This is a genomic window from Bradyrhizobium sp. USDA 4502 (assembly GCF_054063355.1).
Window position 1 is genome coordinate 4,797,579 of sequence record NZ_JBSSGF010000001.1, and the last position, 22,467, is coordinate 4,820,045.

Annotated in this window: 27 protein-coding genes and 1 pseudogene; 16 read left to right on the forward strand and 12 right to left on the reverse strand. The window is 63.8% G+C overall.

Going from position 1 to position 22,467, the window contains the following annotated elements; genetic code table 11:
• Positions 1 to 99 precede the first annotated feature (99 nt).
• From ACVW1B_RS22395 to ACVW1B_RS22420, 6 genes are all read left to right on the forward strand, one after another.
• Positions 100 to 1,281: an ABC transporter substrate-binding protein gene (locus ACVW1B_RS22395; protein ID WP_456822269.1), complete on the forward strand. Its 1,182-nt coding sequence runs from the start codon at positions 100 to 102 to the stop codon at positions 1,279 to 1,281.
• A gap of 5 nt (positions 1,282 to 1,286) precedes the next feature.
• On the forward strand, positions 1,287 to 2,264 hold the full coding sequence (locus ACVW1B_RS22400) for a YVTN family beta-propeller repeat protein (RefSeq protein ID WP_253607699.1): 978 nt from the start codon (positions 1,287 to 1,289) through the stop codon (positions 2,262 to 2,264).
• Entirely contained in the window at positions 2,261 to 3,082 is an 822-nt protein-coding gene (locus ACVW1B_RS22405; protein ID WP_253607698.1) for an ABC transporter ATP-binding protein, read from the forward strand. Before ACVW1B_RS22400 ends, ACVW1B_RS22405 begins: the two co-directional genes overlap by 4 nt.
• Positions 3,079 to 3,927: an ABC transporter permease gene (locus tag ACVW1B_RS22410; RefSeq protein ID WP_253607697.1), complete on the forward strand. Its 849-nt coding sequence runs from the start codon at positions 3,079 to 3,081 to the stop codon at positions 3,925 to 3,927. The genes ACVW1B_RS22405 and ACVW1B_RS22410 overlap by 4 nt, the downstream gene beginning before the upstream one ends.
• Positions 3,924 to 4,541, forward strand: a complete 618-nt coding sequence (locus tag ACVW1B_RS22415; protein ID WP_076834158.1) for a hypothetical protein — start codon at positions 3,924 to 3,926, stop codon at positions 4,539 to 4,541. Before ACVW1B_RS22410 ends, ACVW1B_RS22415 begins: the two co-directional genes overlap by 4 nt.
• A gap of 142 nt (positions 4,542 to 4,683) precedes the next feature.
• On the forward strand, positions 4,684 to 4,980 hold the full coding sequence (locus ACVW1B_RS22420) for a copper-binding protein (RefSeq protein ID WP_456822270.1): 297 nt from the start codon (positions 4,684 to 4,686) through the stop codon (positions 4,978 to 4,980).
• Positions 4,981 to 5,007: 27 nt separating this feature from the next.
• On the opposite strand, the gene ACVW1B_RS22425 is transcribed toward ACVW1B_RS22420, so the two are convergent.
• Positions 5,008 to 5,562 (reverse strand): PQQ-dependent catabolism-associated CXXCW motif protein, encoded by a 555-nt coding sequence (locus tag ACVW1B_RS22425; protein WP_456822271.1) that lies wholly within the window; start codon positions 5,560 to 5,562, stop codon positions 5,008 to 5,010.
• Positions 5,559 to 6,441, reverse strand: a pseudogene (locus tag ACVW1B_RS22430) (substrate-binding domain-containing protein). Before ACVW1B_RS22430 ends, ACVW1B_RS22425 begins: the two are co-directional and overlap by 4 nt.
• Positions 6,442 to 6,608: 167 nt before the next feature.
• Here ACVW1B_RS22430 and ACVW1B_RS22435 point away from each other — a divergent pair.
• Both ACVW1B_RS22435 and ACVW1B_RS22440 read left to right on the forward strand, forming a co-directional pair.
• Positions 6,609 to 7,535: a quinoprotein relay system zinc metallohydrolase 2 gene (locus ACVW1B_RS22435; RefSeq protein ID WP_456780091.1), complete on the forward strand. Its 927-nt coding sequence runs from the start codon at positions 6,609 to 6,611 to the stop codon at positions 7,533 to 7,535.
• 43 nt (positions 7,536 to 7,578) lie between these two features.
• Positions 7,579 to 8,403: a quinoprotein dehydrogenase-associated SoxYZ-like carrier gene (locus ACVW1B_RS22440; protein WP_456780090.1), complete on the forward strand. Its 825-nt coding sequence runs from the start codon at positions 7,579 to 7,581 to the stop codon at positions 8,401 to 8,403.
• Between the two features lie 124 nt (positions 8,404 to 8,527).
• Here the strand turns inward: ACVW1B_RS22440 and ACVW1B_RS22445 are convergent, their stop codons facing one another.
• A complete protein-coding gene (locus ACVW1B_RS22445; RefSeq protein WP_371852187.1) occupies positions 8,528 to 8,869 on the reverse strand; it encodes a hypothetical protein in 342 nt (113 codons plus the stop codon).
• 149 nt (positions 8,870 to 9,018) lie between these two features.
• On the opposite strand from ACVW1B_RS22445, the gene ACVW1B_RS22450 reads away from it, so the two are divergent.
• Genes ACVW1B_RS22450 through ACVW1B_RS22465 form a run of 4 tightly spaced genes read left to right on the forward strand, consistent with a single transcriptional unit; the run spans position 9,019 to position 11,785 of the window.
• Positions 9,019 to 9,951 carry an ABC transporter substrate-binding protein gene (locus ACVW1B_RS22450; RefSeq protein ID WP_456781885.1) on the forward strand — a complete coding sequence of 311 codons (933 nt, stop codon included), beginning with the start codon at positions 9,019 to 9,021 and terminating at the stop codon, positions 9,949 to 9,951.
• Positions 9,952 to 9,953: 2 nt separating this feature from the next.
• Positions 9,954 to 10,691, forward strand: a complete 738-nt coding sequence (locus ACVW1B_RS22455) for an ABC transporter permease (RefSeq protein WP_057020570.1) — start codon at positions 9,954 to 9,956, stop codon at positions 10,689 to 10,691.
• A complete protein-coding gene (locus tag ACVW1B_RS22460) occupies positions 10,681 to 11,391 on the forward strand; it encodes an ABC transporter ATP-binding protein (RefSeq protein WP_016847784.1) in 711 nt (236 codons plus the stop codon). Before ACVW1B_RS22455 ends, ACVW1B_RS22460 begins: the two co-directional genes overlap by 11 nt.
• Positions 11,392 to 11,431: 40 nt before the next feature.
• Positions 11,432 to 11,785, forward strand: coding sequence for a hypothetical protein (locus tag ACVW1B_RS22465; protein WP_057020572.1), 354 nt, complete (start codon positions 11,432 to 11,434; stop codon positions 11,783 to 11,785).
• Between the two features lie 5 nt (positions 11,786 to 11,790).
• Here the strand turns inward: ACVW1B_RS22465 and ACVW1B_RS22470 are convergent, their stop codons facing one another.
• The 4 genes from ACVW1B_RS22470 to ACVW1B_RS22485 all read right to left on the reverse strand — a co-directional run bounded on the left by ACVW1B_RS22470 (position 11,791) and on the right by ACVW1B_RS22485 (position 14,066).
• The gene (locus ACVW1B_RS22470) at positions 11,791 to 12,027 is read right to left on the reverse strand and encodes a hypothetical protein (protein ID WP_168856069.1); all 237 of its coding nucleotides are present in this window, start codon (positions 12,025 to 12,027) and stop codon (positions 11,791 to 11,793) included.
• A 117-nt stretch (positions 12,028 to 12,144) separates the two neighbouring features.
• Positions 12,145 to 13,029, reverse strand: coding sequence for a hypothetical protein (locus ACVW1B_RS22475; protein WP_375167067.1), 885 nt, complete (start codon positions 13,027 to 13,029; stop codon positions 12,145 to 12,147).
• Positions 13,030 to 13,252: 223 nt separating this feature from the next.
• Positions 13,253 to 13,333, reverse strand: coding sequence for a pyrroloquinoline quinone precursor peptide PqqA (pqqA, locus tag ACVW1B_RS22480; protein WP_009031067.1), 81 nt, complete (start codon positions 13,331 to 13,333; stop codon positions 13,253 to 13,255).
• A 334-nt stretch (positions 13,334 to 13,667) separates the two neighbouring features.
• Positions 13,668 to 14,066 (reverse strand): EF-hand domain-containing protein, encoded by a 399-nt coding sequence (locus tag ACVW1B_RS22485; protein ID WP_456822272.1) that lies wholly within the window; start codon positions 14,064 to 14,066, stop codon positions 13,668 to 13,670.
• Between the two features lie 192 nt (positions 14,067 to 14,258).
• Here ACVW1B_RS22485 and ACVW1B_RS22490 point away from each other — a divergent pair, with 192 nt between their 5' ends.
• From ACVW1B_RS22490 to ACVW1B_RS22505, 4 genes are all read left to right on the forward strand, one after another.
• Complete coding sequence (locus tag ACVW1B_RS22490) at positions 14,259 to 14,504, forward strand: hypothetical protein (RefSeq protein ID WP_225647641.1); 246 nt, start codon at positions 14,259 to 14,261, stop codon at positions 14,502 to 14,504.
• Positions 14,505 to 14,729: 225 nt separating this feature from the next.
• Positions 14,730 to 16,394, forward strand: coding sequence for a methanol/ethanol family PQQ-dependent dehydrogenase (locus ACVW1B_RS22495; RefSeq protein ID WP_018272901.1), 1,665 nt, complete (start codon positions 14,730 to 14,732; stop codon positions 16,392 to 16,394).
• Between the two features lie 76 nt (positions 16,395 to 16,470).
• Complete coding sequence (locus ACVW1B_RS22500; RefSeq protein ID WP_253609934.1) at positions 16,471 to 16,758, forward strand: c-type cytochrome; 288 nt, start codon at positions 16,471 to 16,473, stop codon at positions 16,756 to 16,758.
• The gene (locus ACVW1B_RS22505) at positions 16,755 to 17,693 is read left to right on the forward strand and encodes a substrate-binding periplasmic protein (RefSeq protein WP_253607692.1); all 939 of its coding nucleotides are present in this window, start codon (positions 16,755 to 16,757) and stop codon (positions 17,691 to 17,693) included. The genes ACVW1B_RS22500 and ACVW1B_RS22505 overlap by 4 nt, the downstream gene beginning before the upstream one ends.
• A 12-nt stretch (positions 17,694 to 17,705) precedes the next feature.
• On the opposite strand, the gene ACVW1B_RS22510 is transcribed toward ACVW1B_RS22505, so the two are convergent.
• Genes ACVW1B_RS22510 through flgE form a run of 5 tightly spaced genes read right to left on the reverse strand, consistent with a single transcriptional unit; the run spans position 17,706 to position 22,449 of the window.
• Positions 17,706 to 18,614, reverse strand: a complete 909-nt coding sequence (locus ACVW1B_RS22510) for a flagellin (protein WP_456780088.1) — start codon at positions 18,612 to 18,614, stop codon at positions 17,706 to 17,708.
• 16 nt (positions 18,615 to 18,630) lie between these two features.
• Positions 18,631 to 20,406 (reverse strand): flagellar hook-associated protein FlgK, encoded by a 1,776-nt coding sequence (flgK, locus tag ACVW1B_RS22515; RefSeq protein WP_456822273.1) that lies wholly within the window; start codon positions 20,404 to 20,406, stop codon positions 18,631 to 18,633.
• Between the two features lie 27 nt (positions 20,407 to 20,433).
• Entirely contained in the window at positions 20,434 to 20,889 is a 456-nt protein-coding gene (locus ACVW1B_RS22520) for a hypothetical protein (protein ID WP_038379117.1), read from the reverse strand.
• A 19-nt stretch (positions 20,890 to 20,908) separates the two neighbouring features.
• Positions 20,909 to 21,163 carry a hypothetical protein gene (locus tag ACVW1B_RS22525; RefSeq protein WP_456780086.1) on the reverse strand — a complete coding sequence of 85 codons (255 nt, stop codon included), beginning with the start codon at positions 21,161 to 21,163 and terminating at the stop codon, positions 20,909 to 20,911.
• Positions 21,160 to 22,449, reverse strand: a complete 1,290-nt coding sequence (gene flgE, locus ACVW1B_RS22530; RefSeq protein ID WP_028340077.1) for a flagellar hook protein FlgE — start codon at positions 22,447 to 22,449, stop codon at positions 21,160 to 21,162. Before flgE ends, ACVW1B_RS22525 begins: the two co-directional genes overlap by 4 nt.
• Positions 22,450 to 22,467: the final 18 nt, after the last annotated feature.

Consider the following 22,467-nt stretch of genomic DNA (forward strand, 5'->3'; position numbering starts at 1 on the left):
GGTTGCAAGCTAGGCCAATTCCGGCATCTTGCAAGTCAACAGCATGGAAGCCGGATTTCCGAACGCCATGCCGAGTGAAAAAAGACTGCGGGAGGAGTTATGTTGCGATGGCTGATCGGCACGATCGCGCTCAGCATGGTGGCGACCGGCGCGCTGGCGGCTGATCCCGTCGAGGTTCATATCGGCTATCTCGGTCATGCCGGCGTCAAATCGACGCTCTCGCTGGTCGAGCAGCCCGCCGACAATGACGGCATCGCAGGCGCGCGCCTTGCGATCGAGGACAACAACACGACCGGCAAATTCGTCAACCAGCGCTTCGTGCTCGACGAGGTCAAGGTCAAGGATAGCGACGATGTCGCCAAGGTCGCGACCGACCTCGCCGGACGCAACGACTATATCATCACCGACCTGCCCGCCGACGCCTTGCTCAAGGTCGCCGACGCGCTGCGCGACCGCGGCACCGTGCTGCTCAATGCCGGCGCGATCGACGATCGGCTGCGCGAGCAGGACTGCCGCGCCAATGTCATCCACATCGCACCCACCCGCTCGATGCTGGCGGATGCGCTTGGCCAATATCTGGTGTGGAAGCAGTGGAAACGCTGGCTGCTGGTGGTCGGCTCGCATGATCAGGACAAGCTTTACGCCGACGCGCTGCGCCGCGCCGCGACCCGCTTCGGCGCCAAGATCGTCCAGGAACGGACCTTCGAGGACACTGGCGGCGCGCGCCGCACCGACAGCGGCGTGACCTTGATCCAGCGCCAGATGCCGGTGTTCACCCAGCAGGCGCCGGCTTACGACGTGCTGGTCGCCGCCGACGAGAGCGAGGTGTTCGCGAACTATCTGCCGTACCGCACCTGGGACCCGCGTCCGGTGGCGGGCTCGGCGGGTCTCGTGCCGACCAGCTGGGACGCGGCGCATGACCAGTGGGGCGCGGTCCAGATCCAGAACCGCTTCATCAAGCTGAACATGCGCCGCATGACGGCGCTCGACATGCAGGCCTGGACTGCCGCGCGCATGATCGGGGAAGCCACATCGCGCACCAATTCGGGAGACCCCAAGAAGGTTATCGCCTTCCTCAAGGGCAAGGATTTCTCGATTGCCGCCTTCAAGGGCACGCGATTGACCCTGCGAGACTGGAATCTGCAACTCCGCCAGCCGATCCTGCTGGCCGATGGTCGTATGGTCGTTTCGGTCTCGCCGCAGGAAGGTTTCCTGCATCAGGTCTCCGAACTCGACACGCTCGGAGTTGACCGGCCTGAAACGAAGTGCAAGCTGCAGTGAGGGAGATGATACGCATGTGGCGCCGCTGTCTGTTGACCGGGATGCTCGTTTGGCTTGCCGCGACACCGGCGTCCGCCTTCGTTGCCTACGTCTCCAACGAGAAGGGCAACACCGTCACGGTGATCGACACCAACAGCTGGACGGTGACCAAAACCATCAAGGTCGGCCAGCGGCCGCGCGGCATCGAGTTCTCGCGTGACGGCAAGTTCGTGATGGTTGCGGTCGGCGACGACGACACGATCCAGGTGATCGATACCAAGACCCAGGAGATCGTCGACACCCTGCCCTCCGGTCCCGACCCCGAATTGTTCACCCAGGATGCCGCCGGCAAGACCATGTATGTCGCCAACGAGAACGACAACACGGTCACCGTGATCGATCTCGAAAAGCGCGCCCGGATCGGCGACATCCAGGTCGGCGTCGAGCCTGAGGGCATGACGATCAGCCCGGACGGCAAGATCCTGATCAACACGTCCGAGACCACCAACATGGCGCATTTCATCGATACGTCGACGCGCCAGATCGTCGCCAATGTGCTGGTCGATTCGCGGCCGCGTTTCGCCCAGTTCAAGCGCGACGGTTCCGAATTGTGGGTCTCCTCCGAGATCGGCGGCACGGTGTCGATCATCGATCCGGTCAAGCGCGAGGTGACCGGCAAGATCACCTTCGAAATTCCGGGCTTGCGCAACGAGGCGATCCAGCCAGTCGGCATCGGCATGACCAAGGACGGCAAGACCGCATTCGTTGCGCTCGGCCCCGCCAACCGCGTTGCCGTGGTCGACGGCACGAGCCACAAGGTTCTCAAATATCTCCTGGTCGGCCAGCGGGTCTGGCACATGGATTTCACCCCGGACGAAAAATATCTGCTGGTCACCAACGGCGTCTCCAACGACGTCTCGGTGATCGACGTCGCGGCCCAGAAGGTGATCAAGACCATTCAGGTCGGCGAACTGCCCTGGGGGATCACGATCGCGCAGCCATGACCTCAACCGACGCCCATATCGCGAACCAGCTCTCGCCGGATGCAGGCCCTGGAACAGCCGCGGCCGTGCAGCCGGCGCTGTCGATCGGCAATGTCAGCCACAGCTACGGTCCGCGCCGCGCTTTGATCGATGTCAGTTTCACGGTCCAGCCTGCGAGCTTCACCGCGCTGCTGGGTCTCAATGGCGCCGGCAAGAGCACGCTGTTCTCGCTGGTGACGCGGTTGTTCGGCATCCAGAACGGCCAGATCAAGATCTTCGGCCACGACATCAGCCGGACGCCGGGTGAAGCGCTGCGGCTGATGGGCGTGGTGTTCCAGCCGCGCACGCTCGATCTCGACCTCTCGCTGACGCAGAACCTGCTGTATCACGCCGCGCTGCACGGCATCTCGCGGCGCGAGGCGCGGCTGCGCAGCGCCGAGGTGCTCGGCCGCATCGGGCTTGCCGACCGCGCCGCCAGCAAGGTGCGCGATCTCTCGGGCGGCCAGATGCGAAGGCTTGAGATCGCCCGCGCGCTGCTGCACCGGCCCCGGCTGCTGCTGCTCGACGAGGCCACGGTCGGGCTCGACGTCAAGGCGCGCGCCGACATTCTCGACCATGTCCGGCAGCTCGTCACCGAACAGGGCATCGGCGTGCTCTGGGCGACGCATCTGTTCGACGAGATCATGCCAAATGACGACCTCGTCGTGCTGCATCAGGGCCGAATGCTGGCGCACGGCCCGATGTCACGGGTGATCACCGACGCCGGCGCCCAGGACGTCAACACCGCGTTCATGCGCCTGACCGGAACGGCAACACTCGCGGGGAGACCGCCGTCATGACCAGCACGACGGTTACGCCTGAGCGAAGCGGCTTCTCGCTGTCGGAATACATCGTCTGCCTGAACGGCATCGTGTGGCGCGAAGCGCTGCGCTTCCTGCATCAGCGCGAGCGCTTCGTGTCGGCGCTGGTCAGGCCGCTGGTCTGGCTGTTCATCTTCGCGGCCGGCTTCCGGCAGGTGCTCGGCATCTCGATCATCCCGCCCTACGAGACCTACATCCTCTACGAGGTCTATATCGCGCCCGGGCTGATGGCGATGATCCAGCTGTTCAACGGCATGCAATCCTCACTGTCGATGGTCTACGACCGCGAGATGGGCAACATGCGCACGCTGCTGGTCAGCCCGCTGCCGCGCAGCTATCTCTTGTTCTGCAAGCTGCTTGCCGGCACGGCGGTGTCGCTGCTCCAGGTCTATGCCTTCCTTGTCATCGCGTGGTTCTGGGACATCTCGCCGCCGACCATCGGCTACCTCACCGTGCTTCCGGCGCTGGTGCTGTCGGGCCTGATGCTCGGCGCGCTGGGCATGCTGATCTCGGCCAGCATCAAGCAGCTGGAAAATTTCGCCGGCGTGATGAACTTTGTGATCTTCCCGATGTTCTTCGCATCGTCGGCCCTCTACCCGCTGTGGCGCGTGCAGGAAGGCAGCCCGATGCTGTATTATATCTGCCAGTGCAATCCGTTCACGCATGCGGTGGAGCTGATCCGGTTTGCACTGTACGGCAAGATGAACTGGGTTTCGCTCGCGGTGGTCGGCGGCTGCACCGTCGTCTTCATGATCGGCGCGATCCTGGCTTACGATCCATCGCGCGGCCTGGTGCGCCGCGGACCCGGCGGAGGCGAGGCATGACAGGCTGGCGAACAGGACTGGGCGCGCTGCTCGCGATGGTTCTGTCGAACCAGGCCGCATCGGCTGCCGACCCGCGCTATCCGGACTGGCCCTGCCAACAGGCCAAGGTGCCCGAGATCTCGCTCGCCGCAGTCTGGGCCGGGCCGCCGCTCGGCGATGCCGAGACCAAGTGGAAGGACGACCCGAAAGTCAGCGCGCTCGCGATCAAGCTCGCGGCGCGCCGCGTTCCGCTCGAAGAAGCGCAGAAGGAAATCACCGAATTCCTGTCAGCTGCCGCGGCCGACAAGGCGAATGCGGGAAAACTGCTGTTTGCCGGTCTGTTCGATACGCTGAACGGACAGCGCGCCTCGGTCATGAACGGGCTCGAGCGCGTGATGCGCAAGCAGCGCGAAGCCGCGGAGAAGATCCGCGACGACACGCTCAAGCTGCAGGCGCTGCAGGACGCGACACCGCCGGACCAGGCCAAGGTCGACGAGCTCGGCAACCAGCTGGTCTGGGAGACCCGCATCTTCGAGGACCGCGGGCGCGTGGTGAAATTCGTCTGCGAGGTGCCGACCGCCATCGATCAGCGCCTGTTCGCGCTCGGCCGCACCATCCAGCAGGAGCTCGATTGAGGCCTGCGACCAAACGCCCCGGGATCGTCAACGCGCCGTTTTGACGGTCTTTTGGGTAACAGTCTGTTGGGCCACGCCGATCCGGAACAAACTGCACTGCCCGCTCGTTGTCTCCAACTATATCTGAACTTGGGAGACCTCCATGAAAGCAGCCAAGATCGTCATGACCAGCCTTGCCGCCGCAAGCCTGGTCACCACAGCGGCTTTGGCCCAGCAATCCATGTCGGGAATGGTCACCAAGATTGACCGACTGAGTGGAACCATCTCGATCCAGCAGACGCAAGGCGGCACAGTGGGCGCGTCCGGCGGCGCGATCCAGGAATACAAGGTGCCGAAGGGACAATCGCTGGAGGCCTTCCACGCCGGTGACAAGGTCTCGTTCACCACAACGGACAGCGACGGCGGCAAGACCATCAACAAGCTCGACAAGCTGAAGTAACGGCCCACGTGGCGCGCGAGGCCGGGCTTACTGCTCTCCCTCGCGCGGCTCGGGCTCGGCATCCGCCAGCGGCAATTTGGCACGCTCCCATCCGTCAGTTCCCTCCGGATACCACGCCACGTTGCGGTAGCCGTAGGACAGCACGCGCTTGGCCGCGTTCCACGACATCCAGCAATTCTCCTGGCAGTAGATCACGAGCAATCTGGTGGCGTCGCCGCCTGAGGCGCGGACCAGCCCGCGTCGCAGGTAGTCCTCCGTGGGCGCGGCGAGCTTGCCGTAGCCGGTGTCAGGCAGCCAGATGCTGCCGGGAATGTTGAGGTGCGGCCGTTCGCGCCACACCGTGCCGGCGGGCAGATTTGGCTTCGGCGCACGCGGCAGCACGTCGACGAAGGCGGCGGACTTGTCGCGCCAGATCGCTTCCGCTTCCGCGGTGGTGAGCACCCGTGCGCCGGCAAGCGTCACCGGCACCGGAGCGCGGTAGTCCTCGGTGCGATAGCCCTCCGGCTCTGCGGGTGGGTCTTGCGCGCGGACAGGCGAAGCGGCGACGAGCATCACCGCAAGCATGGCCGCGAGCCTGATCATGGTGATTTGGTCGCGGTCTCCGGCCCGATTGGACGGTCGTTCTCGTCGAGCAGCGGGACGCCGTAGTCGAGCAGGATCTTGTTGATCTCGGGCTGGTTCTCCTGGATCAGGCGATTGAGCTGGCGCTTCCAGTTCTGGTCGGACGCCCGCACGCCCATGCCGATGCGATAGATCAGCTTCGGTCCCGTGGTCTCCTTGACCAGCGGGGTGATGTGCAGCGGCGGGTTGGCCTTCTTGGCGTAGAAGCCCGCCATCGGTCCCCACAGGATGCCGGCGTCGATCTCACCCTTGGCGAGATCGTTCATCATCGCCTCGGCCCGACGAATCGTAGCGCGTATCGATCATCAGCGGATAAGGCTTCGCATTGGTCATCAGACCGTTGATGGCCATGTTGGTCGCGGGCGGCGTTCCCGCCACGATGCCAATATGCTTGCCTTTCAGCCGCTGGTCCTCGAGCGTCGTGACCTCATCGAGCCCACTGCCCGGCTTCGCGACGATCGCATAGGCTGTGCGGTAATAGGGATTGGTGCCCTGCGCGAGGTCATCGCCTTGCGGAAAGCCCATGATCACGTCGCAGCGATGCGCACCGAGCGTCATCCGCACGAAGCCGGTCGCCTGCGGAAAGAACATGTAGTCGAGCTTCTTTTGCAGCTTCCCGGCCAGCAGTTCGCCGATCTTGTTCTCAAACCCCTCGCCCTTGTCGTTCGAGAACGGCAGGTTGCGGGGATCGGCACAGATGCGCAGCACGCGGGCATCGATGAGCTCGATGGAAAGCTCGCCCTGATCATTGACCTGCGCGCGCGCGATGTCGCGGCCGGCCAGACAGGCGATGAAGCCGACAAGCGCGAGCAGAACAGGACGGCATCCGACAATTCTCATTACGCGGTCTCCTCTTGATCGGATCGATCGCCGCCATCCAGCAATTGCCCGGCGCACCATGACGTGCAACAGGAATAATGATCGCGACCACGCCGCGCTGCTTGCTGCAGCGCAAACTGGAACGCGACGACATCGATCGCGCGTCCCGGAGTAACTGAGGCGGAAACATGGCTCATGGCGGTTCGGTGCTTGCGCTGCTCCTGATGCTTTGGGCGCCGACCATAGCGCGGGCGCAAGAGGTGGAATTGCCTGTAAGCGAAGTCGCTCCCGGAATATTCGTTCACACCGGGGTCACCGCGTTGATGACGCGCGAGAACGAAGGCGCCATCGCCAATGTGGGGTTCGTGATCGGCGACAGTGCCGTTGCGGTCATCGACACCGGCGGCAGCGTCCGCGAAGGACGACAGCTGCTCGCCGCGGTCCGCAGCCGTACCGACAAGCCGATCCGCTACGTGATCAACACCCACGCGCATCCGGATCACAGCTTCGGCAATGCGGCTTTCGTCGGTGACGGGACCAGCTTCGTCGGCCATAAGTCTCTGCCACGCGCGCTGGCCGCGCGCGGACAATTCTACCTCGACGGGTTTCGCCGGACCATGGGCGATGAGCTGATCGACGAAGTGAAGATCATCCCCCCGACTGTGCTGGTCGCGGACACGCTGAAGCTCGACCTCGGCGGCCGGGCCCTCACCCTGAAAGCGTGGCCGCCCGCCCATAGCGACAACGACCTCACGGTCCTCGACGGGCAAACCAGAACCCTGTTCTCCGGCGATATGGTGTTTCTCATCCATATTCCCGTGGTCGACGGCAGCCTCAAGGGCTGGCTGCGTGCGCTCGACGAGCTCGCGGCGATCTCCGCCGAGCGTGTTGTTCCCGGTCACGGACCCGTGAGCGCGTGGCCGGCTGCGCTTGCCGACGAGCGCCGTTATCTTGGGGTGCTGGCCGCGGATGTGCGCGCACTGGTCGCAAGCGGCAAGCCGATCACGGCCGCGGCGGAGCACGCGGCAGCCGCCGAGCGGCCGCGCTGGCAATTGTTCGACGATTACAACGCCCGCAACGCAACTGCAGCATTCTCGGAAATTGAATGGGAATAGCTGTTCGTCCTATACTTACGCGGCTGCATAGGATTTCGCGAACATGACCGGACATCGCGCCCGCCTGCTTTGCATCGCAAGCCTGCTCACGATCGCGCTGGGCACACCGGCTGCGCCCGCCGCGGAGGCCTATGATCCCTGGCCGGGTCTTGTCCAGGACATCTTCAGCAACCGCCCGATGAATGACGGCAATGATGTCATCGGCATCGAGATGCCGATGCGCGCGGAAGACGCCGCGATCGTGCCAGTGACGCTGCGCACCAAGCTGCAGCCGAGCGACAGCCGCCGCGTCGTCGCGATCACGCTTGTGATCGACGAGAATCCGGCGCCGATGGCCGCGAAGTTCACGCTGGGGCCGGCCGCCAACGTCACCGAGATCTCGACCCGTGTCCGCGTCAACAACTACACCAATGTGCACGCCGTCGCGGAGCTCAGCGACGGCAAGCTCTATGTGAGCAAGATCTATGTCAAAGCCTCCGGCGGCTGCTCGGCGCCGGCCGGCAAGAACGTCGAGGAAGCCAGGAACCGCCTCGGCCAGATGCGCTACCGGCAATTCACCAAGTCCGAACAGGGACCTGCGACCAGCACGCGGGAAGCCCAGATCATGATCGGGCATCCGAATAATTCAGGCCTGCAGATGGACCAGGTCACGCAGCTCTATATCCCGGCCTTCTTCGTCAACGAGCTGCACATCTGGCAGGACGACAGTCCGGTGCTGGCGATGGAGGGCGGAATCTCGATTTCCGAGGATCCCAATATCCGCTTCACCTACGTCTCGAATGGCGCCAAGCGCTTCCGTGCCGAAGCCAAGGACACCGAAGGGCATATCTTCGAGCACGAATGGAAGGTCGAGAATCCCGGCACCTGACGCCTCGCGATCTCACGACGGACGCAAAATGCAATGAGATCAGGTTGGATCGCTATCGCGCCTTAGCCCGGTATTTAAGCATGATCTTTCCGGAAAACCGCTTCGCACTTTTTCGGATCATGCTCTAGAAGCACCTGACTTCGGCTTCGGCCTGGGCGCGCCTGAGGTCGTTGAGCGCGTTCGCGGCCTGCTCGGACGAGCGGAACTGGCCGCCCAGATTGCCCCGCACCTGCGCCATGCTCAGCACGGTCTCGGCGGTGACATAGCGATCATAGGGGATGATCGAGGCGACGACGTCGATCGAGCAGGAACATTGCTCGATCGACTGCCGGGATTCGCCATTGGCCTTCATGCAGCCGAACACATATTCCGCCCGCGCCGAGGTCGGATAGTCGTTGATCTCCTGGGCCCGCACGCTGACGGCCGTCCCGGCAAGCACCAGGATGGCGACAATCGGTCGTAGCATGCCAGCTCCTGCCATGGTCCTGCTTCCTCTTCTCTTTCCGCAAGCTATGCTATGGATGTTGATCAGAAAAGAAAACATTCGGGGAAGTGGCTCAAGAAACGATGATCATCTCTGTACGCACGGTGTTGGCTGCGGCAGTTCTGGCGGTCATGCAGTTCGGCACCTCGTGCTACGCGCAGACCATCCGCGTTGCAGCGCAGAAGACCGGAACGCTGGCCTGGGAACTGGCCGTCATTCGCTCCCATGGTCTCGACAAGAAGGCCAATCTGTCGATCGACGTCGTCGAGTTGGCCAGCCCCGAGGCCGGCAAGATCGCGCTGCGCGCCGGCACGGCCGACGTGATGGTATCGGACTGGCCCTGGGTGTCGCGCGAGCGGTCGCTCGGCGCCAAGCTGCAATTCTATCCCTATTCGAGCGCGCTGGGCGCCGTGATGGTCCCGGCCTCCTCGCCGGTCAAAACGCTCGCGGACCTCAAGGGGCGGAAGCTTGCTATTGCCGGCGGGGCGATCGACAAGAACTGGCTGTTGCTGCAAGCCGCATCGAAGCAGGACGGCATCGACCTGAAGTCGCAGGCGACCATCGTCTACGGCGCGCCGCCGCTGCTCGCCGCCAAGACGCTCGGCGGCGAGATGGACGCGACGCTCAATTACTGGAATTTCTGCGCCGCGCTCGAAGCCAAGGGCTTTCGCCGGCTCGCCGGGATGGAAGAGATCCTGCAAAAGCTCGGCAGCAAGGGCCGCATCGCCATGATCGGCTACGTGTTCGACGAAGCCTGGGCCAATGCCAACAAGGATCTGGTGGCCCGCTTCATCGCGGTGACCCGCGCGGCGAAAGAGATTCTGGCGACCTCGGATTCCGAATGGGACGCGATCGCGCCGCTCACCGGCGCGCAGGATCCCGCAACCCTGCATGCCTATCGTGAGCGCTACCGCGAAGGCATCCCGCGCCGTCCGATCGCGGACGAAGAGGCCGATGCGCGCGTGCTCTACCGGGTGCTGGCGCAGCTCGGCGGCCGCGATCTGGTCGGCACGGCAACCGAGCTCGATCCCGGCACCTTCTACCAAGCGATCCCGGGAGACTAGCGGTGCTGCGTCTCCTCTCATTCACGCTGTTCATCGCGACCTGGTGGATTGCCTCTCTCCTGATCGGCGATGCGAAGCTGCCGGCGCCGCCGGCGGTGCTGTCGGTGCTCGTCGCCGAAGCCCGATCGGGCGCGCTGTTCGTCAATCTCGGCGCAACCCTGGCCCGGGTCGCGCTGGCCTTCACCCTTGCCATGGCGCTCGGCTCGGCGATCGGCTATTTGATGGGCCGCGTCTCGCTTGCCAATCGCCTTGGCGATCCCTGGCTGATCCTGCTGCTCAACCTGCCCGCGCTCGTCGTCATCGTGCTCGCTTACATCTGGGCCGGGCTGACCGAGGTCGCCGCGATCGCCGCCATCGCCATCAACAAACTGCCGACCGCCGTCGTCACCCTGCGCGAAGGCGCCCGCGCGCTCGATCCTGCGCTCGACGAAATGGCGACAGCGTTTTCTTTTCCGCGCGGCCGCGCCTTCCGTCATGTGATCCTGCCGCAGCTTGCGCCCTACATCGCGGCCGCTGCGCGCTCCGGGCTCTCGCTGGTCTGGAAGATCGTGCTGGTCGCCGAATATCTCGGCCGGCCGAACGGCGTCGGCTTCGAGATCGGGGTTGCCTTCCAGCTGTTCGACATCCCCTTGCTGCTTGCCTATTCGCTGAGCTTTGCGGGTGTCGTGCTCATCATCGAAACCCTGCTGGTGCAGCCGTTTGAAACCAGGCTAACGCGGTGGCGGCTCCGTGCAGCTTGAAGTCAATATCACCGGCAAGAGTTTTGAGAGCGCGGCCGGGAAGCGGCACGACGTGCTCGACAACGTCACCTTCACGCTGAACGCTGGCGAGGTCGGCGTGCTGTTCGGCCCGTCAGGCTGCGGCAAGAGCACCTTGCTCCGGATCCTCGCCGGGCTCGACGCCAACTACCGGGGCCATGTCGCGCGGTCGCCGGGCATGCGCCTTGGCATGGTCTTCCAGGAGCCGCGGCTGTTGCCCTGGCGCACGGTCGAGGAAAATGTGCGGCTGGCCGCGCCGCATGTCGACGACAGCACGCTCTCTGCGCTGTTCGAGGTGCTCGAACTGGGCGCGCACCGCAACCATTTTCCCGCGGAGCTGTCGCTCGGCCTCGCCCGCCGCGTCGCGCTGGCCCGCGCCTTCGCCATCGAGCCCGATTTCCTGATCCTCGATGAGCCGCTGGCCTCGCTCGACAATGCGCTCGCGGGGCGGCTGCGCGACCAGGTCGCGACGCTGGTGGCGAGCCGGAAAATGATGACCTTGCTCGTCACCCACGATCTCGACGACGCCGTTCGCCTCGGCGATCGCCTGTTCTTCCTGTCATCGCGGCCGGCCCGAATCCTCCACGTCGAGACCATTGCCGCACCACGCGCGACGCGCGGCGAACCCGAGATCGACGAAATCAAGCGGCAACTCTCACAGTTGGACCTTGCAAATATGTGAGACGCCGTCATCCTTGGACGAAGCATAAAGGAGAGGCTGGATGTCGCGCGCGTTGATCGCTGTTGGTGTTGCGTCGCTTGTGCTGCCGGCGACGGTGCTCGCCCAAAGCAAGGGCAAAGGCATTCGGCTGTGGAATCTGACCAGCGCCACGATTTCGAGCTTCGCGCTGTCGCCGGCAGGCAAGAACGAGTGGGGTCCGAACCAGACGCTCAACGACAAGGACAAGGAAGTCGACCATGACGAGCGCCTGCGGATCACCGGCGTCGAGCCCGGCCGCTACGACGCCAAGGTCGGCTACAGCGGCGCCAGGCAGTGCTTCGTTCGCGACATCGAGATCAAGGCCGACGCCGTGTTTTCGGTATCCGACAAGGACTTGAAGGACTGCAACAAATAGGAAGGCTAACCCGCCGGCAGCTCGCCGCCCGTGCCGGCCCGATCGTTGCTGTGCGGATATTCGCAACGCCAGCGCACCGCAGTCCATTTCGGATGTTCGCCGACCCACCGCGCGATGTAAGGCGGCGCGGCCATGGCGCATTGCTGCAGCGAGCCGTTCCAGTTGAACACCAGATGCTGCTCCTCGCAGGTGGCGGGCGACAGCACGGCACATACCGTGACGATCAGATCAATCGGGTTCATGCGCGATCCCTAAGCGTGCTCATGCAATAGATAACACGGCGAAATACGTAATCAGCCACGTCCGGGTTTCACAGCCCCGTGAGAGGTTGGGGAACCCGGTCCGGGAGGCTTCACGCTCTAGAAGTTCAAACCGTACACCAGCCGCGCCTGATGGCGCTCGAAATTGACGAGGTCGAGGGCGGCATTGCTTCCGGCCCGCTGCCCCCAGGCCTGGACGCTCCATGTCGCGGTCAGGCGTGAACGTTCGGAGAGCTGGAAATAGGCGGTCGGTCCGATGAACAGCGCCTGCCCGGACAGTTCATCCAGGCCGATTCCCTCGTACTTCCTGAAATAGCGCGCTTCGCCGCCGATCAGGATATCCGGCTTCACCCTGGCCATGAGGCCGAATGCGGCACCGATGGTGGCATCCTGATCCGCAGCGCCGGTGCGCGGCGTGCGCGTCCATTCCGGCTCATAGCTTAGGTTGAGGGCCGCGATGACAAAATTCGGGATCACCTCGCGGTCGAACGCGACCGTGAGTTCGGTGCCATAACTACGGACGGCTGCGGCCGTCGTCTCGTCGACGCGATCGGCACGCGTCTCCAGCGCGACCGTCATGCCAAAGGGCGCCGTCTCGCGATTCAGAAAGCGATAGCGGAAATCGACCGAGACGCTCTGCCACGACAGCTGGCGCCGATCGTCAAGACCCGGAACGCGGTTGATGTCGTATGCGCCGAATGACGTTCCGAGCTCGACACGAAAATTCTGCGCGGGCACGAGCTCGAGCTCCATTTCCTGATTGAGCGTGCGATACCGGCCGCCGTCCTTGGCGAAGCGCCCTGTGGTCTGGCTCTGGAATTCGCGCTCACCGACATTGCCCACGTCGGAGCCGATCATGAAGCCGAAGATGTGCTCGGTATCAAAGTCCTCGGCATATGCGCCAGGCGGCAACACCGCCGCGATGCCGGCAATCGCCGCGCACAGCATCCCCGCCCAACGCCCGGTCTTGAGTTTTGGATTCATCGTCCCCGCACCACCGCCTCAGGCCACACTGTAGGACAAAGCAGCTAGGCCCGCCAATCGCGCAGGTGGTGTCGGTCTCAAGGTCTTGTGGGAAGGGTATGAGAGAAGCTGTCCGAGCGGCCGCAGCGCCCGAGAAAGACACGTTCGACAAAAGACGCCTGCCCGGCTCGATGCAGCGCGCTGCACGAGCCGGGCAGGCTGTCTCGCGTTACTTGTCTTAAGATTACTTGCGCGCTGCGCAGGCGTACATGTTGATTTCCATGCCCACCGGCACTTCGACGATCTTCGGTGTTTTCCAGGCCATTTCCTTCTCCCAAGTCATAAGTTGGCGCAAGCCTCGCGCCGCGCGGCAAGCTAGGGCTGCCTTTTCCAGGGCGCAAGCCGGCCGGGTAAGGACCCGACTTCGCTGCTGGACATGCCGAAGCGGACGACGGCTCGCTGACATCTGCCCGGCATCGGGAACTCCGACATTGATCCGTCGGGCATTTTCCGGCTGCCGGGCGGCGACGCGTGGGTAAGGAGACCCGATTCATCCAGCCGCGTCTTGCCCAAGAGCGAACTCGCAACTTTTTTGTTATGCGCGGATTCCTGCGTCAATATCCGGCAATCCGCCTAGCAAGATGCGCCGGAAAGGCAAGCTATTTGAGCAGGCGCAGCAAGGCCCGGCCGGCGCGCGAGTTCAACTCCTTCGCATCCAGCGTTCCGTCATTGTCGGGATCGGCGGCCTTGAAGCGCTGCTCGACGACCGCAAGGTATTCGTCGAGCGTCAGGGTGCCGTCGTGATCCGGATCGGCCGCGGCCAGTTCTTTCGCGGTCAGCCGTCCGCGCAATTCGCGCGCGTCGAGCGTGCCGTCATGGTCGGGATCGAGCTTCGCGAACAGGTCGGCAGCAGCCTTCTTGGCTTCGGCGAGATCGACCGTACCGTCATTATCAGGATCAAGCATCTTCAGCGCGCCCTTGCGGTTGGATGCCGCCAGGGCGGGCCCCGACAGGATGGCAATGGCCAAACTCAGCGCAAGCGATCGGCGCGAAATCATCGTTCGTCTCCCGTAAGTGCCGCTCCGGCGAAGACACGGAGCGCCTGCGATCGGACCCTACCATAGCAGCTTCAGCGGAGCTTCCCACGGTTCGTGTACGCGGCGAAATCCTGTCGGGTTTCGGGTGGAAAGCGATTGCCTCACGGGTCATCTGTGGCGCTCGCGATTGCATCACAACGAGCGAGGTGACCCATGACCAGCATTTGCAAGAACGCATTGGGCTGCCTTGTTGCATTCGGTCTTATCGCGCCCGTGTCCGCGCAGACCCGGCACCCTGCCCCATCGGCGGAGGCGGTCCAGCAGCGCGTGCTCACCGGCAAGGAGCGGCTCGGCCGCAAATGGACCGACGAGCAGCGTATCGATAATTGCAATGTGCCGCCGGACAAGCGGGGCGCGAAACCGCGGCCGAGTGTCTGTCCCCCGACGCCGTCCAGCTGACCGTTCGTGCCGCGGCATCACGGCGGGCCGCGCTGGTGTAGCGTATTCCACGCGACGGCAAGCCACGAACGCATCTGCGAAAGACCTGACGCTTTCGATCAGTCTCTTGCGGTTAGCGGGCGCTCGTTCACGTTTTCGTATTGACCCGTTTTGGTTTCAGGCGGATGGTTCCGTCCGCAACGTCAGGAATAGGCGTGCGGAAAAAAGATTCATTGGGAGGATAGGATGAGACGCATTGCGCTGGCCGCAAGCCTTGTGATTCTTGCATCGTATGGTGCAAGCGCCCAGACCAACGAGCAGTTGGTCAAGGGGGCGACTGATACTTCGAACGTTCTCAATTACGGCATGGGTTACAATCTTCAACGCTTCTCGACGCTGAACCAGATCAACAAGGACACCGTCAAAAATCTGGTGCCGGTCTGGAATTACAGTTTGAACGACGATCGCAGCGAGGAATCGCAGCCGCTCGTCTACCAGGGCGTCATTTACGTCACCACGCACAACGCCACGATCGCGATCGACGCCAAATCCGGCAAGCAGATCTGGAAGACCAAGGTCGAGTATCCCGCCGAGACGCCGCGTATCGTCTGCTGCGGCATCATCAATCGCGGTGCTGCGCTGTATGACGGCAAGGTGTTCCGCACCACGCTCGACGCCAATGTGATCGCGCTCGATGCCAAGACCGGCAAGGAGCTGTGGCGCCAGAAGGCCGCGGATATCAAGGAAGGCTACTCGATGACGGTGGCCCCGCTGGTTGCCGACGGCGTCGTGATCACGGGCATCTCGGGCGCCGAGTTCGGCACCCGCGGCTTCATCGACGGCTGGGATCCCGCCACCGGCAAGAAGCTCTGGCGTACCTACTCGATCCCGACCCCGGACGAACCCGGTGGCGACACCTGGAAGGGCGACACCTGGAAGCTCGGTGGCGGCTCGACCTGGATCACCGGCTCCTACGATCCCGAATTGAACACGGTGTATTGGGGCATCGGCAATCCTGGACCGTTCAACTCGGCGGTGCGTCCCGGCGACAACCTCTACACCTGCTCAGTGCTGGCGCTCGATCCGAAGACCGGCAAGATCAAGTGGCACTACCAGTTCTCGCCGAACAATCCGTTCGACTATGACTCGGTGGCCGAGATGGTGCTCGCCGACATGAATGTCGAGGGCAAGCCGACCAAGGTGCTGATGGACGCCAACCGCAATGGCTTCTTCTACGTGCTCGATCGCACCAACGGGAAGCTGCTCGCGGCCAATCCTTATGTGAACGTCAACTGGGCCACCGGCATCGACATGAAGACCGGACGGCCGATCGAGACCGACATCACCAAGGATGCGCGTGAAGGCAAGAAGGTCACCGTCTACCCGTCGATCCTCGGCGGCAAGAACTGGGAGCCGATGTCGTTCAATCCGCAGACCGGCCTCGCCTACGCCAACACGCTCGCGTTCGGCGGCAAGTACAAGGCCGAGCCGGTGACGTTCAAGCAGGGCGAATGGTATCTCGGCATGGATCTCACCGATCCCTGGGAATGGGGCACCGGACCGCGCGGCCATCTGAAGGCGATCGATCCGATGACCGGCAAGGCGAAGTGGGAAGCGCCGAGCGATATTCCGCGCTTCTCCGGCGTGCTCTCCACCGGTGGCGGCGTGGTGTTCTCCGGTCAGCTGACCGGTGAATTCGAGGCGTTCGACGCCGATACCGGCAAGAAGCTCTGGCAGTTCCAGACCGGCTCGGGCATCGAAGGACAACCCGTCACGTGGCAGCAGGACGGCGTGCAGTATGTCGCCGTCACCTCCGGCTATGGCGGCGTCTATTCGCTGTTCTCGGGCGACGAGCGGCTTGCCAAGGTCCCACCCGGCGGCTCGCTATGGGTTTTCGCGGTCAAGAACTGAGCGCGGAGCACACGTGACTGAACGAGTAACCCTGTTGACGGCGGCGATCTTCGCCGCCGTCGCGGCGGCGGTGATCATGCTGATTCCGGCCGCCGCACAGCAAACCACCGCAATCGACCTTGAGGGTCAGGCCGACCAGGGCAAGGTCACCTACGCCAAGAACTGCTCGCATTGCCATGGGCCCAACATGGTCAATTCCGGCACCATCACGCCGGACTTGCGCGCGTTTCCCGACGACAAGACGCGCTTCGTGACCACCGTGAAGCAAGGCAAGAACGGCAAGATGCCGCCCTGGGTCGACATCCTGAACGAGCAGGAGATCGCCGACGTCTGGGCCTTCGTGTCGAGCCGGAGGACCCAATGAGGGCTCTTCTTGCGGGCGCCGCGACAGCCCTGCTTCTCGCTTTGTCGTCGGCAGCGCATGCCGCCGACGAACCGCTCAAGGTATGCCTCGACGAGGATCTGCCGCCGCTATCGGCGCATCATCGCGGCAAGCCCGATGCCGGCTTCGACGTCGCGCTCGCGCAGGCCATTGCCGAGCGACTTGGACGGCCGCTCAAGATCCAGTGGTTCGAGAGCAAGCTCGACGAAGATTCGAGCCCGGCGCTCGAAGCCAATGCGCTGCTGTCGGACGGGCGCTGCTCGCTGGTCGGCGGCTACGCGCTTACCACGGACTCGCTGAAGGCGCCCGGCGTCACGACGGCCAAGCTGCCGGACTTCGACGGCGCCACCCGCGAGGATCGCCGCCGGCGGATCCCGATCGGCGTGCTGGCGCCAAGCCAGCCCTACATCTATTCGCCGATGACCATCGTCCTCGGTCCCAAGGCCAAGGACAAGCTCAAGGAGCGCAAGATCACCGGCATCGGCGATCTCGCCGGCCTTCGCCTGACGATCGAAAGCGGCACGCTGGGCGACGCCATCCTGATGACCTTTGACAAGGGTAAGCTGATCGACGACATCACGCACCTCGTTCCGGGGCGCAGCGACCTGCTCGGAGAACTGGAACGCGGCGAATTCGACGCCACGCTGCTCGACCTGCGCCGCTTCGACGCCTACCGCGCTGAACATCCGGACACCAGGATCACGGCCTCGGGCTACTATTATCCGATCGGCGCCAACCGCGGTTACGTTGCGCTCGAAACCGACAAGGCGCTGCTGGAAGCCGTCAACAAGGTCCTCGCCGATCTGCAGGCCAAGGGCACCATCGCGGAGCTCGGCAAGGCCGCCGGCCTCACCTGGCTTCCGCCGCGTGAGCCGATCATCCTCGGCGATGTCTGGCTGAAGATCCTGAACCGGTGATGCCGGCGATAGCTATCGCAAATAGCTCGCCAGATTCATGCTCTGGATCTTGGAGATCGCCGAATAGGACGCCGTCAGCTGCGCCTGATAGGTCGAAAGCTGTGCCGTCACGGCCGCGACATCGACGCTGGTGAGGTCCGTCGACAGCGTCTTCGCAAAATTCTGATAGTCACTCTGGTTTGTGCTGGCGGTCTCGATCTGCGACGCCGCGGCCGACAACTTTGCCTGCACGGTGGATGTGGCATCCAGCGCATTGCTCGCGAGGTCGAGCGCCTGCGTGATGTCGCTCGACGACAGCGTCGTGCTGTTGCCGACGAATTTCAAGAGCCGCATGACCTGCTCGAACGCCGGATTGTCGGCGGTGACGCCGTAGGAAATCGACTGGCTGTCCGACACGCGTACGGACGCGATCTCGCTGTCGCCCTTGTAATAGCTGGCGTCTGATGTCGTCAGCGATCCGGTGCCGGTGTCGAAGCTCGACAAATCCGCCGGCGCGGTGTCGGTGCGGGCGCCGCTGAAGACATATTCGCCGTCATACTGGGTGTTGAGCAGCCCCTGCATCTGCGCCATGGCCTGCTGGGCATAGTTGATCACCGATGCCGTCGCCGTGCCGCTGCCGGTGGTGGCCGCGCTGAGCTGGGTCCGCAGCTGCGTGATGATGTCGGTCACCGAACCGACCGCCGAATACATCACCTGCACCTTGTTACCGGCCAGTTGGCCGGCATCGATATAGGACTGCGCGCGCGTCACCGACACCTGCAAATTGATGACGCGCCCGGCGCCGGAACCATAGCCGCCGAAATCCTCGGATTGCAGCCCGGAGGACTCCTGCACCTGCTCGTTGGCCATGACCGCCTGCACCCGCAGCGCGTTTGATATCATCTGGTCCGACTGAGCAAAGGTGGCAACACGCATCATCATGACGACGGCCTCGGGCTCAGCTGGCGCTCATCGCAGTCATCAGCGCCGAGAACATGGCGTTGATGGCCGTAATGATCTGGGACGCGGCGGCGTATTTGTTCTGCAACGCACTCAGATTTGCGGATTCCTCGTCAATGTTGACGCCGGACTGCGACGACAGCGAATTCGCATATGTCGACTGCGCGGTTTGCTTGGCGGTGTAGGCCGCCGACGCCTGGGTCGCCTTGCCGGCGACGTTGGCGACGATGGCGGCCGCGTAGTCCGTGAAAGAGCCGGTGGTCGCCCCGAGGCCGCCGGCCATGCCGAAATTGGTCGACCCCGTCAGCGCGCTCGAGAGCGCGTTCACCACCGTCGCCGAGCCCGGTGACAGCACCGAGTTTCCGGCCGTCATCGTGGACGACGCATCGAGCGTCGCCGTCGGCAGCGCCGCCGTGCCGTTGAGGATGTCGCTGCGAACGGCGATGTCGGACGCGCCGGTCCCGGTGATCAGGTCGTTGAACCCGAAGTAATCCGAAAAGCCCTCGCCCGAACTGCCGACCGAGCTCGTCATCTCGTTGATCGCAACGCCGTTGCCGGATGTGGTCGTCGAGATCGACAAGTGTCCGTTGGCATCGACCGAAGCTGACAGCCCCGAGATACCGTTGATCGCGGTGGCGAGATCACCGACCGTTGCGTAGGACGACAGATCGAGGTCCTGGTAGGACACCAGATTGCCGCTCTTGTCCGCAACCGCGATGCGCACCGTGCCGGTCGCCGACAGCGGCGTCGTGCTGCTCACGGTGCCGGTCCCGGTCAGGCTCGCCGGCGGCGGCACCGACGCGCCCTGGTTCGATACCGCGTTGACGGTCGCGGTCAGCTGCCGGGCCAGCTCGTCGAGCTGCGACTGCGCCGCCGGCAGCGTCTGGTCACGCAAGGTAATCAGCGCGCTGACCTTGCCCGAGGAGATCTGCGAGGTGACGTCGACCCCATTGACGGTGATGCCGCTGAAACCGCTCAACGATCCCGCGCTATATGTCGTGGACGCCGTGACGCTGGGCAGCGCCGTATAGCTCAGCGGATGCGCCGTGCTATCGACCAGCGCCTGCCCCGATCCGGTATAGACCTGCAGATCGCCGCTCGACGTGGTAAAATAGCTCACATTCATCATCGACGCGAGATCCTGCAGCGCGCTGTTGCGCTGGTCCTCCAGATCGGCGGTCGACTGGCCGGCGGCCGCTTCCTGCTTGATCTGCTTGTTGAGGTCGGAGATCTGCTGCAGATCGGAATTGATGTCGCTGACCGACGAGGCGATGTCCTGGTCGGCATTGGAGCGCAGCTTCTGGATGCCGCTCGAGGTCTGCTGCAGCAGCGTCGTCACGGCCGCAAGCGCGCTGCCGGCGTTCGACTGCAGCGACGCGCTGCTCGGCGTGCTCGCCAACGACGACAGCGCCGACTCGAATGCCGCGATCGTATTCGCCAGCGAGGTGCCTGTCGTGGAGCTGTCGCTGCTCGAGGTGCTGCCATAGAGCTGCTGGAGCTCGGTCAGATAGTTGTTGTTGGTGTCGGCGGCGCCGAGATCGGAATCGGCTCCGACCAGCGACTTCAGCAGCAGCTTGTCGACCGCGCTGCTGATCCCCGTGATCGTGACGCCGGTCCCGACACCAGAGGTGACGCTGCTGCTCTGGTTGGCGGTCTTCGCGGTATAGCCCTTGGTGTCGGCATTGGAGATGTTGGCCGAGGCTACGCTGATCTGCACCTGCGTGGCTGACAGCCCGCTGAATGCGATGCTCCGTGCAATATCGAGCGACGACACGACAACCTCCCTCCGGCGCCGGCCCGATCACGCCCGCACGTTGGTGCCATAGGACATCGCGGGCGTGACGCGACGGCCGCCGGCACCATAGGGCGATACGTTGGCGATCTGCTCGCGGATTGCCTGCATGATCGCCTCGATCCTGCGGTTGCTCGCATCGATCGCCGCCCGCAACCGCATCACGTTCTCGTCCATCGCCATCCGAAGCTTCAGGATCCGATCCATCAGTTGCTCCCGCAGCACACGATCCTGGACGTTGAGGTTTGCGGTCTTGCCGACCGCCTCCGCCACACACTGCTCGAACAGGGTGGCGAGGCGGTGCTTCTCGTCGACCTGCTTCAGCCGCGAGGCCGGCAGCCCCTTGGCGAGCTCGACATTCTCCTCGTTCACGATCGCGATCAGATTGTCGATCAGCGCGATCAACGACCTGGCGCGCTCGTCATTGCCCGCGGGATTGATCTTGATGTTGCGTTCCGGTGTCATGTCATCGCTCCCGTTCAAGCTAGTGTCCGCGACGCAGGGCGCGAACTGATTGTGCGCTGCGCCCGTACGCGGTGATCGCCGTTACCCGGACCGTGGCCCGGTTGAGTTCATGGTCGAGCCGAGCGCATTCGCGCATCAGCTGGTCCCGCAACGTTCCCACATCGTCGAGCAACGCACGGAGCTGCGCCCGGTCGTCCGGCCGAACCGCAGCGGCCTTCGCCTTCAGCCGCTGAAGCCTGACCAGCAAGCGGTCATTCCGCTTGTCGGTCATCATCGCGACACCGCCGAGATCAGCGTATCGAACATCTTGTCGACTGTGGTGATCACCTGCGAGGCCGCCGAATAGGCCTGCTGCGCCGAGATCATGTTGGAGAACTGGCCGCTGGTATCGGTGGTGCTCGACTCCAGCTCGCTGCCGTAGATCGTGCCGGCGCCGTTGGTGCCCGAGGTCTGCAGCGTGGCGTTGCCGGAAGCTGCCGTCGCGGAGTACATGCCGTCGCTGGCCGCGCTCAATCCGTTGGGATCGCTGAAGGTCGCGACCGCAATCTTGTAGATCGCGATCGTCTGCCCGTTGGAGTAGGTGGCGTCGACCACGCCTCCCTTGCCGATCGAAATGCTGCTCAGCTTGCCATAGGGCAGACCGTCCGACGTGATGCTCGTAAGGTCGACGGCCGGCGTGGTCTCGCCTGACGAATACTGCGTGAGGCCGTCGGTTTTGCCAGCCGTGCCGAGATTGAGCGTGATGGCCGTGCCATTGGCGGCAGAACTGTCGGCCGCCCCATCCTTCCAACCCGTCACCGATATGACGGGAGGGCTGGGGCTGGTCGAGGCGAGCGAGCCGTCGCTGTTGAAGGTGATATCCACCGTATCGGTGATCGCGTTGGCGCTGTCTGTCGTGGAGTCCGAGGCGAGCTTTGGCGTCTCGAAACTGGCCTGCCAGCTGTTGTCGGCGGTCTTCTTCCAATCGATCTGGATCGTGCTTGCCGTGCCAAGCGAATCGTAGACCGTCATCGAGCTATTGAAGGTCGCACCGACCGCGGCATCGGCCGGCAGGTTCGCCGCGACCGTGGTCTTGGTGGTGGCGCTGCCGCTGGTGGAAGCCACCTGCGTATTGATCGGACCAAGGCTCGCGGCGGAGGCATTGCCGATGATGTTGCCGTCAGCGTCGGTGCGCCAGCCCTCGAGGTAATTGCCGTTGTTGACGAGGTAGCCCAGATTGTCGGTGGTGAACGCACCGTTGCGCGTATAGGAGGTGGTGCCGCCGGACGTCGCGTTGGTGGTGACGAAGAAGCCGCTGCCCTGGATCGCGACGTCGGTGGCGTTGGTGGTCGCGGACAGCAAGCCCTGCTGGGTGATGTTGGCGCGGCCGGACACCGTGACGCCGCCGGACGTATATGAGGTGGCGCTGTTCGACGCGGTCACCAGATCCTGGAACATCGCCGACGTGGTCTTGTAGCCCGTGGTATCGGCGTTGGAAATGTTGTCGGAGATCATTGCCAACGACTGGCTCTGCGCATTGAGCGCCGAGATCGCCGAGGAAAGAGCACCAGTGAGACTCATGACATTACTCCGGAAGCA